Origin of the sequence: Propionicimonas sp. (assembly GCF_049840635.1) — a bacterium.
GTDB lineage: Bacteria > Actinomycetota > Actinomycetes > Propionibacteriales > Propionibacteriaceae > Propionicimonas.
This window is the reverse complement of sequence record NZ_JASGKL010000005.1, coordinates 588720-601885: the sequence shown is the minus strand read 5'-3', so window position 1 is coordinate 601885 and position 13166 is coordinate 588720. Positions and strand designations below refer to the sequence as shown.

11 protein-coding genes are annotated in these 13166 nt (G+C 69.8%); 7 read left to right on the top strand and 4 right to left on the bottom strand.

What is annotated here, in order from left to right; genetic code table 11:
* Positions 1–27: 27 nt before the first annotated feature.
* The 3 genes from QM779_RS08870 to QM779_RS08860 all read right to left on the bottom strand — a co-directional run bounded on the left by QM779_RS08870 (position 28) and on the right by QM779_RS08860 (position 3532).
* A complete protein-coding gene (locus QM779_RS08870) occupies positions 28–1440 on the bottom strand; it encodes a hypothetical protein (protein WP_428534313.1) in 1413 nt (470 codons plus the stop codon).
* A 185-nt stretch (positions 1441–1625) separates the two neighbouring features.
* Positions 1626–3029 (bottom strand): aspartate aminotransferase family protein, encoded by a 1404-nt coding sequence (locus QM779_RS08865; RefSeq protein WP_428534311.1) that lies wholly within the window; start codon positions 3027–3029, stop codon positions 1626–1628.
* The gene (locus QM779_RS08860; RefSeq protein ID WP_428534309.1) at positions 3026–3532 is read right to left on the bottom strand and encodes an Lrp/AsnC family transcriptional regulator; all 507 of its coding nucleotides are present in this window, start codon (positions 3530–3532) and stop codon (positions 3026–3028) included. The genes QM779_RS08865 and QM779_RS08860 overlap by 4 nt, the downstream gene beginning before the upstream one ends.
* 149 nt (positions 3533–3681) lie before the next feature.
* Between QM779_RS08860 and QM779_RS08855 the strand changes: the two genes are divergently transcribed.
* Genes QM779_RS08855 through gabT form a run of 7 tightly spaced genes read left to right on the top strand, consistent with a single transcriptional unit; the run spans position 3682 to position 11538 of the window.
* The gene (locus QM779_RS08855) at positions 3682–4908 is read left to right on the top strand and encodes an extracellular solute-binding protein (protein ID WP_428534307.1); all 1227 of its coding nucleotides are present in this window, start codon (positions 3682–3684) and stop codon (positions 4906–4908) included.
* A gap of 2 nt (positions 4909–4910) precedes the next feature.
* A complete protein-coding gene (locus QM779_RS08850) occupies positions 4911–6116 on the top strand; it encodes a polyamine ABC transporter substrate-binding protein (protein WP_428534305.1) in 1206 nt (401 codons plus the stop codon).
* Positions 6113–7249, top strand: a complete 1137-nt coding sequence (locus QM779_RS08845; RefSeq protein ID WP_428534303.1) for an ABC transporter ATP-binding protein — start codon at positions 6113–6115, stop codon at positions 7247–7249. The genes QM779_RS08850 and QM779_RS08845 overlap by 4 nt, the downstream gene beginning before the upstream one ends.
* Positions 7249–8163, top strand: a complete 915-nt coding sequence (locus QM779_RS08840; RefSeq protein WP_428534301.1) for an ABC transporter permease — start codon at positions 7249–7251, stop codon at positions 8161–8163. The genes QM779_RS08845 and QM779_RS08840 overlap by 1 nt, the downstream gene beginning before the upstream one ends.
* Entirely contained in the window at positions 8163–8957 is a 795-nt protein-coding gene (locus QM779_RS08835) for an ABC transporter permease (protein ID WP_428534299.1), read from the top strand. The genes QM779_RS08840 and QM779_RS08835 overlap by 1 nt, the downstream gene beginning before the upstream one ends.
* Positions 8957–10201: a saccharopine dehydrogenase family protein gene (locus tag QM779_RS08830; RefSeq protein WP_428534297.1), complete on the top strand. Its 1245-nt coding sequence runs from the start codon at positions 8957–8959 to the stop codon at positions 10199–10201. Before QM779_RS08835 ends, QM779_RS08830 begins: the two co-directional genes overlap by 1 nt.
* Positions 10198–11538: a 4-aminobutyrate--2-oxoglutarate transaminase gene (gene gabT / locus QM779_RS08825; RefSeq protein ID WP_428534295.1), complete on the top strand. Its 1341-nt coding sequence runs from the start codon at positions 10198–10200 to the stop codon at positions 11536–11538. Before QM779_RS08830 ends, gabT begins: the two co-directional genes overlap by 4 nt.
* 170 nt (positions 11539–11708) lie before the next feature.
* Here gabT and QM779_RS08820 read toward each other — a convergent pair whose 3' ends face one another.
* Positions 11709–13124: an MATE family efflux transporter gene (locus tag QM779_RS08820; protein ID WP_428534293.1), complete on the bottom strand. Its 1416-nt coding sequence runs from the start codon at positions 13122–13124 to the stop codon at positions 11709–11711.
* Positions 13125–13166: the final 42 nt, after the last annotated feature.

Genomic DNA, 13166 nt, shown 5'->3' with positions numbered 1-13166 from the left:
GCCGCGATGACAGGCGGGGTGGAGGCGTCAGGCGTCCACGAGTTCCCGCTGACCCTCGGTGACGGTCGAGCTGCGCGCGGGGCCGAGTTCCGGCGCGGTCCGCGGCGCCCGACGCGGCCGTGTGGCGTCGAACAGCAGGGACGTCTCGTGCAGGAACAGCGTCACGGGGAAGCGCGAGCGGGCGCCGGCGAGCAGCGCGACGACCCCGCAGGTCGCGACGAGCCAGCCGCGGGTGCCGATCGCCGCTTCGTTGAGAAGGCGCCACGGCGTGTACGCCGTCATGTTCCAGGTCGCCGCGGCGAGGACCAGGAAGTGCCAGCTCCAGTACAGGACGACGTCCACGACGACCAGGCTCACGGTGGCCCACGCGCGGAAGCCGGCCAGCACGAGCAGCGGCAGGATCCAGAGCATGTACTGGGGTGAGAAGACCTTGTTCAGGAGCACGTACGCGGCCATCAGCGCCACCGAGGAGCCCAGCAGCGGGAACTCGCCGAGCCGTCGCGAGATCCGTCCACCGACCGCGAGGACGGCGACCAGGCCGACGGCGGTCGCGACGCTCGCCAGCGTCATCAGCGTCCGCTGCGGGATCGGGACCCAGGTCGCCAGGAAGTACCAGATCGACATGGTGTCCTGGGTGATCGTGCGGGACGCCTGGTAGGCCAGCGGTGCCCACCAACCCTGCGGGTTGGCGAGGGCGACCGGAAGGTTCACGGCCACGAGCAGCGCCAGCGCCGCCCCCGCCGCCTCGGCGCCGCGCCGGAGCCGCCGTCGCAGCGGCGTCTGCCGGGCGCCGGGGCGTCCGATCACCAGCCAGGCCACGAGGGCGGGGCCGAGGACGAGGGGGAACAGCTTCAGCGCTCCGCCCAGCGCGAGCAGCAGCGCCGCACCCAGGTAGCGCGGACGCGACACCGTCCGCGGGTCCCGGCCGATCACCAGGGCGAGCGCCCCGACCATGCACAGGACCGGCGGCAGGTCGAAGTTGTAGGTCAGGTAGAGGACGAGGGCTGGCGAGAGGGCCCACACCCAGGCCCGCGGCCCGGCGAACCGGTACGCCACGACGGTGAGCACGACCGCCAGTGCCCCCATCACCACGGCCGTGATCGCGACGAACCCCGCGAAGGTGGTCGCGGGAAGGCTGAGGACCCACATCAGCAGCCCGGTCAGGACGGGGTACTCGATCGTCGCCGGGGAGGAGGTCGTGCCCGGCAGCAGGTTGAGGTAGGGCAGGACATGGTCCCTCAGCCCGCGCTGGAACCACATCACCTGCAGGTCGCTGTCGCAGCCGTGGGCCGCGGAGAAGCTGAGCGCCTTGCTGTAGCTGCCGAAACAGGGCGAGCGCAGTGCGTAGCTCAGCCACGCGGCGAGGACCGTGGTGGCGACCATCGCCGCCAGCTGCCAGCTCAGCCGCAGCGGTCTGCGGCGGGGCGGCGGTTCGGACATCTCCCCCGGACGGTAGCGCCGTGACTTGTGGAACTCGCGAGCGCCGTCTGTGCGTGGACTGTCAGGGCGCCGCGACCTCGATGACTTAGGTCGCGGCGCTGACGCGCAGATCCCGGGTCAAGCCCGGGATGACGTACACGGCGCACCTGGTCCGGGACGACGTCTGCGTGCTTCCTCAGCCGCGATCACAACAGGGTGGTGGCCTCGGTCAGGACGCTGCGCAGGGTGGCCGTGATCTCGGCGAACTCGGGCTCGCCGATCGTCAGCGGCGGGGCGAGCTGGATCACCGGGTCGCCGCGGTCGTCGGCGCGGCAGTACAGGCCCGCGTCGAAGAGCGCCTTCGACAGGAACCCGCGCAGCAACCGCTCCGACTCGGCCTCATTGAAGGTCTCCCTGGTCGCCTTGTCCTTCACCAGCTCGATGCCGTAGAAGTAGCCGGCGCCGCGCACGTCCCCCACGATCGGCAGGTCGAGCAGGGTCTCCAGGGACGCCTTGAAGGCGGGCGCGAGCGTGGCGACCCGGTCGTTGAGGCCCTCGGCCTCCATCAGGTCGAGGTTCGCGAGCGCGACCGCTGCCGACACCGGGTGGCCGCCGAACGTGTAGCCGTGCGAGAACGTCGTGGTGCCGCTCCGGAACGGCTCGAACAGCCGGTCGGACGCGATCATCGCGCCGATCGGGGAGTAGCCGGAGCTCATCCCCTTCGCGCAGGTGATGATGTCGGGGACGTAGTCGAAGTCGGTGCAGGCGAACATCGAGCCGATCCGCCCGAACGCGCAGATCGTCTCGTCCGAGACCAGCAGGACGTCGTAGGCGTCGCAGATCTCGCGCACCCGCTGGAAGTAGCCGGGCGGCGGAGGGAAACACCCGCCGGAGTTCTGGACGGGCTCGAGGAACACGGCCGCGACCGTGTCAGCGCCTTCGAACTCGATCGCCTCCGCGATCCGTTCCGCCGCCCACTGCCCGAACGCGTACTCGTCGTCGCGCAGGTGCTCCGGCGCCCGGTAGAAGTCGGTGTTGGGCACTTTCAGCGCGCCCGGCACCAGCGGCTCGAAGACCGCCTTCGCCGAGGGGATGCCGGTGATCGACAGCGCCCCGTGCGGAGTGCCGTGGTAGGCGATCGACCGCGAGATGACCTTCGTCTTCGTCGGCTGGCCGGTGAGCTTGAAGTACTGCTTGGCCAGCTTCCACGCCGACTCCACGGCCTCGCCGCCGCCAGTGGTGAAGAACACCCGGTTCAGGTCGCCGGGCGCGTAGCCGGCGAGCCGTTCCGCGAGCTCGATCGCGCTCGGGTGCGCGTAGCTCCACAGCGGGAAGTAGGCGAGCTTCGCCGCCTGCTCCGCCGCGGCCTGCGCGAGCTCGGTGCGTCCGTGCCCGACCTGGACGGTGAAGAGGCCGGCCAGGCCGTCGAAGTACTCCCTGCCCGCGTCGTCCCAGATCCGGTGGCCCTGCCCGCGGACGATGATCGGCACCTTCGCGCCGAGGCCGCCGGCGTCGGCCGGCTCGTACACCGAGTGGCGGGTGAAGTGCCCCCACAGGTGGTTGCGGGCAGCGTCGGCGAGCGGGGTTCCGCCGCGCGTCGTGTCGGTCATCTGGTTCCCCAGTCGTAGTGCTGTTTGTTGAGCTTGAGGTAGACGAAGGTCTCGGTGTCGGTGACGCCGGGAATGGTGCGGATCGTCGTCATGAGGACGTCGAGGAGTTCCTGGTCGCCCTCGCAGACGAGTTCGACCAGCAGGTCGAAGCTGCCGGCCGTGGTGACCACGTAGTCGACCTGCGGGATCGCGCACAGCGCGTCCGCGATCGGTCCGACGTCCCCACGCGTGCGGATGCCGATCATGGCCTGGCGGGTGAAGCCGACGACCATCGGGTCGGTGACCGCCACGATCTGCATGACGCCCGACTCGATCAGCTTCTGGACGCGCTGGCGCACCGCACCCTCGGAGAGGCCGACCTCGGTGGCGATGCTGACGAACGGCTTGCGGCCGTCGGTCTGGAGCAGCTCGATGATCCGCTTGCCGGTCTCGTCCAGCAGCGGCGCGACGGCGCGCGACGGCGCGGGCTGCGCCCCGGCCGAGCCGTTCTGCGGTTGTGCCATGGCACAGATCCTGCCCTGCGATAGTCGGAGTTGGCAAACGTTGTGGATACGATTTTCGTTGTAACTCCGTCGAAACGATTGCGGATTAGGGTGCTGGGCACCAAGATGCTCATCCATCGGTGAAGCCGTGCAAGGAACAAGGAGGCGATATGCCGGAACGACCGGATCCCCTGCTCACATCCTTCGCCAGGGCGGCGATCTCGCGCCGCTCGGCGCTGACCGGGCTCGCAGGGGTGGCGGCAGCGGGACTGCTGAGCGCGTGCGGGTCTCCGGGACGCAACGCGACAGCGTCCGGTTCCGGCTCCGCGTCCGCCAGCCCGACGCCGAGGGAGGCGACCGACCTCTCCGACAGCGAGAAGGTCGTGAACTGGTCGAACTGGCCCGAGTACATCGACATCGGCGCGAAGGGCAACCACCCGAGCATCGACGCGTTCACCAAGCAGACCGGGATCACGGTCAACTACAGCGAGGACTACAACGACAACGACGAGTTCTTCGCGAAGGTCCGGCCGCTGCTGGAGGCCGGCCAGGACACCGGCCGTGACACCTGGGTCAGCACCGACTGGATGGTCGCCCGGCTGATCCGGCTCGGCTACGTCCTGCCGCTGAACCAGGCCAACATCCCGAACTTCGCCAACCTCGAGCCCACGCTGTCGAACGTCGAGTTCGACCCGGGCCGCACCTACTCGCTGCCCTGGCAGAGCGGCTTCACCGGGATCGCGTACAACCCGAAGGCGACCGGCGGCAAGCAGGTCACGAGCATGGACCAGTTGCTCCACGACACCTCGTTGAAGGGCAAGGTGACCCTGCTCACCGAGATGCGTGACACCGTCGGCCTCGTCCTGCTCGAGCAGGGTGTCAGCCTCGACAGCGTCACCGCCGACCAGTTCTCCGCCGCGATCGACGTGATCCAGGCCGCGAAGGACGCCGGCCAGATCAAGGGGTTCACCGGCAACGAGTACACCAAGCCGCTCGCCTCGGGTGACACGGCGGCCTGCGTGGCGTGGACGGGGGACGTTGTCCAGCTCCGCGCCGACAACCCGTCGCTGGGCTACACGCTGCCGGAGAAGGGCTTCCCGATGTTCTCCGACAACTTCGTGATCCCGGCGATGGCCCAGCACAAGACCAACGCGGAGAAGCTGATCAACTACTACTACGACCCGGCCGTGATGGCCCTGGTCACGGAGTACGTCAACTACATCTCCCCGGTCGCGGGCGTGAAGGACATCCTGGTCAAGAAGGACCCGGGCACCGCGAACAACCAGCTGATCTTCCCCAGCGAGGAGACCCTGGCCAGGGCCCAGGTGTTCCGCTCGCTGAGCGCGGAGGAGGAGACCTCCTTCAACCGGCTGTTCCAGTCGGTGGTGACGGGCTAGTCATGGCCGGTCCCGCCGCCGGCCTGCGCCTGTCCCGGCGCGGTGTGCTGTCCGGCCTCGCCGGTGCCGCCGCGGCGGGGGTGCTCGCCGGGTGCGGGAGCCCCGGACGCAACGCGACCGCGTCCGGGTCGGCGTCCGCGAGCCGCACGCCGCTGGTGGCCAGCGACCTCTCCGACACTGAGAGGATCGTGAACTGGTCGAACTGGCCGCAGTACATCGACATCGGGCCGAAGGGCAACCACCCGACCATCGACGCCTTCACGAAGAAGACCGGGATCAGCGTCACCTACAACGAGGACTTCAACGACAACGACGAGTTCTTCGCGAAGGTCCGTCCGCTGCTGGAGGCGGGCCAGGACACCGGACGCGACACCTGGGTGGCCACCGACTGGCTGGTCGCCCGGCTGATCCGGCTGGGCTACCTGCTCCCGCTCGACAAGGCCAACATCCCGAACATCGCCAACCTCGAGCCGTCGCTGGCCGACCCCGAGTACGACCCCGGCAGCGTCTACTCGCTGCCTTGGCAGGTCACCTTCGCCGGGATCGCCTACAACGAGAAGGCCACCGGCGGACGGGCCGTCTCGACCATGGACCAGCTCCTGAACGACCCCACGCTGAAGGGGAAGGTGACCCTCCTCACCGAGATGCGCGACACCGTCGGCCTCGTCCTGATGGAGCAGGGCAAGAAGCTCGACAGCTTCACCGCCGACGACTTCTCCGCGGCCATCGACGTGATCCAGCAGGCCAAGGACTCCGGCCAGATCAAGGGGTTCACCGGCAACGAGTACACCAAGGCGCTGACCTCCGGCGACACGGCGGCGTGCCTGGCGTGGACGGGGGACGTCGTCCAGCTGCGTGCGGACAACCCCGCCCTCGGCTACGTCCTGCCCGAGGCCGGCTACTCCACCGGCACCGACAACTTCGTGATCCCCTCGATGGCCAGGCACAAGACCAACGCGGAGAAGCTCATCAACTACTACTACGACCCGGAGGTGATGGCAGAGGTGGTCGCCTATGTCAACTACGTCGGCCCCGTGACCGGCCTCAAGCAGGTGCTGGCCGCGTCCGACCCGTCCCTGGTGAAGAACGAGCTGATCTTCCCCAGCGAGGAGACCCTCGCCCGCGGGCAGCTGTTCCGCTCGCTCACTGCCGAGGAGGAGACCTCCTTCACCCGGGCAGTTCCAGACCCTGGTGAGTGGTTAGCATGACGGCCGCACCCACGCCGCGGAAGGCGTCCGGAGAACTCCGGCTGGTGGAACTGGTCCGGAAGTTCGACGACTTCGTCGCCGTCGCCGGCATCGACCTGGTCGTCCCGCCCGGGTCCTTCTTCGCGCTGCTCGGCCCGTCCGGCTGCGGCAAGACCACCACCCTGCGGATGGTCGCGGGGCTGGAGGAGCCGACCGCGGGACGGATCTTCCTCGGGACCGACGACATCACCCACACGCGCGCCTACCAGCGCCGGGTGAACACGGTGTTCCAGAGCTACGCGCTGTTCCCGCACCTGAACATCGTCGACAACGTGGGCTTCGGACTGCGCCAGCTGAAGGTCGCGGACTGGAAGAAGAAGGCGATGGAGGCCCTCGAGCTGGTCAAGCTCGCCGACCGGGCCACGCAGCGTCCCCGGCAGCTGTCGGGCGGCATGCAGCAGCGTGTCGCGCTCGCCCGCGCGATCGTCAACGAGCCCGAGGTGCTGCTGCTGGACGAGCCGCTGGGCGCCCTGGACCTGAAGCTGCGCCGCGAGATGCAGCTGGAACTCAAGCGGATCCAGTCGGAGGTGGGGATCACGTTCATCCACGTCACCCACGACCAGGAGGAGGCCATGACCATGGCCGACACCGTCGCGGTGATGAACGCCGGCCACCTTGAGCAGGTCGGCGCGCCGGCGGACCTCTACGACCACCCCGCCACCACCTTCGTCGCCAACTTCCTCGGCCAGTCGAACCTCCTCCCGCTGGAGGGCTTCACCGATCCGGGCGGCGAGTTCGTGACCGCGCACGCGCACGGCAACGGGCTCGTCGTGGAGCGGGCCCAGTTGCCGGACGGTGTCGTGCCCGGCGTGGGCGAGGTGCCCACCGGCGGCGAGGGCGTCCAGCTCGGCATCCGGCCGGAGAAGCTCCGCATCCTCGGCCCCGCCGACCCGCCCAGCGCGAACCGGCTCGGTGGGACGGTGACCGACGCGTCCTTCACCGGGGTGGCCACCACCTACCTCGTGGCGATGCCGTGGGGCCAGGAACTCACCGTGACCCGTCCCAACGACGGCTCCACACCCGCCCGCCCGGGCGAGCAGGTCACGCTCGGCTGGGACCCGCACCAGGCGTTCCTCGTCCCGGCGGCCGGCTGATGGCCTTCGCGACCCCGCTGGGCGGCGCGGCGCCGCGGCGGACGGCGCGGCGCCGCGGGTACTTCGCCCCGATCCTGCTGCTGACCCCGGCCATGCTGTGGCTGACGATCTTCTTCATCGTGCCGACGATCTCGCTGGCGTCCCAGTCGCTGCAGACCGGCGACATCGACAACGGGTACACCCTGACCTGGAACTTCGCGATCTACGGCGACGTCCTGAGCCGGTACTGGACCCAGTTCGTCCGCTCGATCCTCTACGCGGCGACCGCCACCGTGGGCACGCTGCTGCTCGGCTACCCGCTGGCGTGGTTCATCGCGCACCGGTCGGGCCGGTGGAAGAACATGCTGCTCGTGCTGGTGGTGGCGCCGTTCTTCACCAACTTCCTGATCCGCACGCTGGCCTGGCAGATCATCCTGACCGACGAGGGCTGGGTGGCCGGGTTCTTCCGGGCCACGGGGCTCACCCACGTCCTGCAGTGGCTGCAGCTGACCAGCAACGACTCGCTGCTGTTCTCACCGTTCGCCGTCGTGTGTGGCCTCGTCTACAACTTCCTGCCGTTCATGGTGCTGCCGCTGTACACCTCGCTGGACCGGCTCGACACCCGGCTGCTGGACGCGGCGGGCGACCTCTACGCGAACGGCTGGAACACCTTCTGGAAGGTGATCTGGCCGCTGTCGTTGCCGGGCGTGGTGTCGGGGACGCTGCTGACGTTCATCCCGGCCGCGGGCGACTACATCAACTCCAAGCTGCTGGGCAACACCCAGACCGTGATGATCGGCCAGGTCATCGACGCGCAGTTCCTCCGGGTGCTCGACTACCCGGCGGCCGCAGCGCTGTCGTTCATCCTGATGGCGACGATCATCATCCTGGTCGCGGTCTACGTCCGCATCGCCGGAACCGAGGAGCTCGTCTGATGGCCTGGCTGCGACGCAATCTGGTGGTGATCGCCGGGGTGCTGGTGATGGTCTACATCCTCGTTCCCAACCTCGTGGTCATGATCTTCTCGTTCAACAAGCCCGGTGGCCGCTACAACTACCAGTGGACCGAGTTCTCGCTCGACGCCTGGCTGAACCCGTGCGCGAGCGCGGGCATGTGCGATTCGCTCGGCCTGAGCCTGTGGGTGGCGGTCGTCTCGTCCCTGGTGTCGACCGTGATCGGCACGGCGGCGGCGTTCGCGCTGGGCCGGTACCGGTTCCGGGGACGCGCGGCGACCAACCTGCTGGTCTTCTTCCCGATGGCGACGCCCGAGGTCGTGATGGGCTCGTCGCTGCTCACGCTGTTCGTGGCGATGGGCGTCCCGACCGGCCAGACGACCATCCTGATCGCGCACATCCTGTTCACGCTGTCGTTCGTGATCACGACGGTGAAGGCGAGGGTGGCCTCGCTCGACCCGGCCCTGGAGCAGGCGGCAGCCGACCTGTACGCCACGCCGGCGCAGGCGTTCTGGCGGGTCACGTTCCCGCTGGTCGCGCCCGGCATCGGCGCGGGCGCGCTGCTGGCCTTCGCGCTCAGCTTCGACGACTACATCGTGACGAACTTCAACGCGGGGGCCACCACGGTGACCTTCCCGATGTTCGTCTGGGGCGCGTCGCAGCGCGGCGCCCCCGTCCAGGTCAACGTGGTCGGAACGGTCATGTTCGTGGGCGCCATCGCGATCGTCGGCATCGCGCAGGCGATCGGCGCCCGGAGGAGGAAGGTGGCGCAGTAGTGCGCATTCTGGTGGTGGGTTCCGGCGGGGTCGGCGACGCAGTGGCGCGGATCGCGGCCCGACGGGGGTTCTTCGAGTGCATGGTCGTCGCTGACTACGACCTGGCCAGGGCGGAGGCGACCGTCGCCGCGGCTGTGGCCGCCGGTGGCGGGGAGCGGTTCGTCGCTGCCCGGGTGGACGCGTCCGATCCGGCGTCGGTGGCGGCGCTGGCGAGGGAGCACGGGATCACGCACGTGCTGAACGCGGTCGACCCGCGCTTCGTGATGGGCGTGTTCACCGGCGCGTTCGACGCGGGCGCGGACTACCTCGACATGGCGATGAGCCTCTCACACCCGCACCCCGAGCGGCCCTACGCCGAGGTCGGGGTGAAGCTCGGCGACGAGCAGTTCGCCGTGGCCGGGGAGTGGGAGGCGGCGGGCCGGCTGGCCCTGGTCGGGATGGGCGTCGAGCCGGGCCTCTCCGACGTGTTCGCGCGGTACGCGTCCGACCACCTGTTCAGCGAGATCGACGAGCTGGGGACGCGGGACGGAGCGAACCTCGTGGTGCGCAACGAGGCGGGGGAGGAGATGTTCGCCCCGTCCTTCTCGATCTGGACGACCATCGAGGAGTGCCTGAACCCGCCGGTCGTCCACGAGGCCGGCCGCGGCTGGTTCACCACGCCACCGTTCAGCGAGCCCGAGGTCTTCGACTTCCCCGAGGGCATCGGCCCGGTCGAGTGCGTGAACGTCGAGCACGAGGAGGTGCTGCTGATGCCGCGCTGGCTCGACGCCAGGCGGGTGACCTTCAAGTACGGCCTCGGCGAGGAGTTCATCGGCGTCCTGAAGACGCTGCACGCGCTCGGCCTGGATCGCACCGACCCGGTGCGGGTCAAGGGCGTCGAGGTGTCGCCGCGGGACGTCGTCGCCGCCGTCCTGCCCGACCCGGCGACGATCGGGCCGCGGATGACGGGCAAGACCTGCGCGGGGCTCTTCGTCAGCGGCCGCGGCGTGGACGGGCAGCCGCGGAAGGTGTACCTCTACCACGTCGCCGACAACGGGACGACGATGGCGGAGTACGGCGCGCAGTGCGTGGTCTGGCAGACCGCGATCAACCCGGTGGTGGCGCTGGAACTGCTGGCGACCGGGGCGTGGTCGGGGACCGGCGTGCTCGGGCCAGAGGCGTTCGACGCCGTCCCGTTCCTCGACCTGCTGGCTGCGCCGGCTCCGTCCGGGTACGGCTCGGCCTGGGGAATGGAGGAACGATGAGCGTTCTCACGAAGGAGCGCCGGCTCGTCACCGGGCTGCCGGGGCCGGCCTCGCAGGCCCTGGCCGCGCGCAGGCGCGCGGCCGTGTCGTCGGCGGTGAGTGTCGGCAACGACATCTACATCGACCACGGGGACGGCGCGATCCTCGTCGACGTCGACGGCAACCAGCTGATCGACTTCGGTTCGGGCATCGCGGTCGCGTCCGTGGGGCACGCGGCGCCGGCGGTGGTGGCCGCGGTCAGCGAGCAGGCGGCGCGGTTCGCCCACACCTGCTTCATGGTCAACCCGTACCCGGGCTACGTGGAGGTCTGCGAAAAGCTCAACGAGCACACCCCGGGCGACCACGAGAAGCGTTCCGCCCTGTTCAACTCCGGCGCCGAGGCCGTCGAGAACGCGGTGAAGATCGCCCGCGCGGCCACCGGCAGGCAGGCCGTGGTCGCGTTCGACCACGCCTACCACGGGCGGACGAACCTGACGATGGCGCTGACCGCGAAGGTGCAGCCGTACAAGGACGGGTTCGGGCCGTTCGCTCCCGAGGTGTACCGGATGGGGATGGCCTACCCGTACCGCTGGCCGGGCGGACCGGAGCGGTGCGCGGAGGAGGCGTTCGCGGAGTTCACGTCCCGCGTCCATGTGCAGGTGGGGGAGGAGCACGTGGCCGCCGTCCTGCTCGAGCCTATCCAGGGCGAGGGCGGGTTCATCGTGCCGGCGCCGGGCTTCCTGAAGCTGCTGTCGGAGTGGTGCGCGGCGCACGGTGTGGTGTTCATCGCCGACGAGGTGCAGACCGGCTTCTGCCGCACCGGCGACTGGTTCGCGTCCGAGTTCGAGGGGATCGTGCCCGACCTGGTCACCACGGCCAAGGCGATGGGTGGCGGCCTGCCGCTGGCCGCGGTGACCGGCAGGGCGGAGCTGATGGACGCGCCGGTGGTCGGGGGTCTGGGCGGCACGTTCGGGGGCAACCCGATCTCGTGCGCGGCCGCGCTGGCTGCCATCGGGATGATGGAGGCCGACGACCTGGCCGGACGGGCACGGCAGATCGGCGGGCTGCTCACGAGCCGACTCGGAGAGCTGGCCGCGGCCCACCCGCAGATCGGCGAGATCCGGGGACGCGGGGCGATGGTCGCGGTCGAGATCGTGGCCCCGGACGGCACGAAGACGCCGGACGCGGCGCTGACGAAGGCGCTGCTGGCGGGTTGCGCGAGGCGGGGCGTGGTGATGCTGGGCTGCGGCACGTTCGGCAACGTGATCCGGATGCTGCCGCCGCTGGTCATCGACGACGCGCTCGTCGAGGACGCGATGAACGTCCTCGCCGACTCGTTCGCCCAAGCGCTCGCCTGACACGTCCCGCTGCACTCCGCACCCGTTTCTGGACCGCTGGGGACGGTTCCTAACGTGCCGCGCGGCACGTTAGGAACCGTCCCCAGCGTGCCGGATCCGGTGAACCGCGGGGACGGTTCTTCGTGCCGGGCACGAAAGAACCGTCCCCTCGTGCCGTCCCGCAGCGGCGGTCAGGCGAGGGCGGGCTCGGCGGCGTCCAGGGACGGGGCGGTCGCCCGGCGGCGCAGGACGAACAGGCCGATCGCGATCGCGAAGCACGCCACTTCGGAGACCGTGATCGCCCAGATCGTCCCGGTCAGGCCGAACCAGGCATGCGCCCCGAACAGGACCGGGACGAACAGGACGCCCTGCGTGACCGAAAGGATCGTGGCCGGCCCGGCCTGGCCGGTCGCCTGGAACCAGGTGATCGCCAGCCCGGTGAAGCCGTTGAACAGCGCGGACACCAGCAGCGCGGTGAGGATGGTCGCACCCATCGAGAGCACGGCCGGGTCGGTGCTGAAGAACCCCAGCGTGTCCGCCCCGAAGACGAACAGGGGCAGGGCGAACACCGCGACGATCACGGCCACCCAGGCCGCGCTGTGGGCGAGCGCCCGGTAGGAGCGCCCGGTGCGGCCGGCGCCGAACGTCGTGGCGATCAGCGGCATCGCCCCCAGCGCGACACCCATCGCGAGCGACTCGGGCAGCTGGACGATCCGCTGCGCGACGCCGAACGCGGCCAGCAGCGAGTCGCCGTAGGACATGGCGACGTTGTTGAACACCAGCGAGCTCACGATCAGGAAGCCGCTCATCAGCAGCTCGGAGACGCCCACCCCGAACACCTCCTTCGTGGTGGCGAGGTCGGGACGGAACCAGCGCAGGCCGATCCGGAGTTCCGGGCTCTTCCTGTGCAGGTACCAGACGAGGTAGCCGACGGTGACGACGTTGGAGAGCACGATCGCCAGTCCCGCGCCGGTCACATCCAGGTGCAGGACGAGGATCAGCAGCACGTCGAGGACGAGGTTCGCCACGGTCGAGGCGATGATGGCGATCATGGACGCCCTGGCCGCGCCCTCCGAGCGGACGAGTTGCTCGATCGCGAACGCGACCGTCAGCACCGGCGTCCCTGCGAGCAGGACGCCGACGTAGGCGGCGGTGGGGCCGGCGGTGTCGCCGGAAGCGCCGAGCAGGGCGACCAGCGGGTGCAGGAACACCAGCCCGAGCACGGCCACCACGACGCCGGCCAGGGCGGCACCCCAGACGGTGAAGGCCGAGTAGGCACGGACCTTGGCGCGCAGCGTCCCCGCAGCCTCCGGGGTGGCGTTCTCGAGTTCGCCAAGGTAGCGGGAGACGGCCGAGCTGCCGCCGGTGCCGAAGACGCCGCCGACGGCCATGACCAGCGCGGTCAGCGGCAGGCCGAAGGTGATCGCCGCGAGCAGCGGGGTGGAGCCCAACGAGCCGATGAAGCCCGCGTTGATGATGCTGTAGACCATGCCGGCGGCCACGGCCGCCATCATCGGCACGGCGAGGTGAACGAGCGCCCTGGTGAGCGGCGCGTCCATGAGGTAATACCGATCGTCCCTTGTCGGGACCAGGTTCTCGGTGGTCATGTCGGTTCCCCTTCCGGGAGCCTGCGGGCACGGCGACAGGGC

What these genes read in the sequence shown, in the direction of transcription:
- QM779_RS08820 (WP_428534293.1), bottom strand. Translation starts at nt 13,124, where the DNA reads ATGACCACCGAGAACCTGGTCCCGACAAGGGACGATCGGTATTACCTC.
- QM779_RS08865 (WP_428534311.1), bottom strand. Translation starts at nt 3,029, where the DNA reads ATGACCGACACGACGCGCGGCGGAACCCCGCTCGCCGACGCTGCCCGC.
- QM779_RS08855 (WP_428534307.1), top strand. Translation starts at nt 3,682, where the DNA reads ATGCCGGAACGACCGGATCCCCTGCTCACATCCTTCGCCAGGGCGGCG.
- QM779_RS08835 (WP_428534299.1), top strand. Translation starts at nt 8,163, where the DNA reads ATGGCCTGGCTGCGACGCAATCTGGTGGTGATCGCCGGGGTGCTGGTG.
- gabT (WP_428534295.1), top strand. Translation starts at nt 10,198, where the DNA reads ATGAGCGTTCTCACGAAGGAGCGCCGGCTCGTCACCGGGCTGCCGGGG.
- QM779_RS08860 (WP_428534309.1), bottom strand. Translation starts at nt 3,532, where the DNA reads ATGGCACAACCGCAGAACGGCTCGGCCGGGGCGCAGCCCGCGCCGTCG.
- QM779_RS08845 (WP_428534303.1), top strand. Translation starts at nt 6,113, where the DNA reads ATGACGGCCGCACCCACGCCGCGGAAGGCGTCCGGAGAACTCCGGCTG.
- QM779_RS08840 (WP_428534301.1), top strand. Translation starts at nt 7,249, where the DNA reads ATGGCCTTCGCGACCCCGCTGGGCGGCGCGGCGCCGCGGCGGACGGCG.
- QM779_RS08850 (WP_428534305.1), top strand. Translation starts at nt 4,911, where the DNA reads ATGGCCGGTCCCGCCGCCGGCCTGCGCCTGTCCCGGCGCGGTGTGCTG.
- QM779_RS08870 (WP_428534313.1), bottom strand. Translation starts at nt 1,440, where the DNA reads ATGTCCGAACCGCCGCCCCGCCGCAGACCGCTGCGGCTGAGCTGGCAG.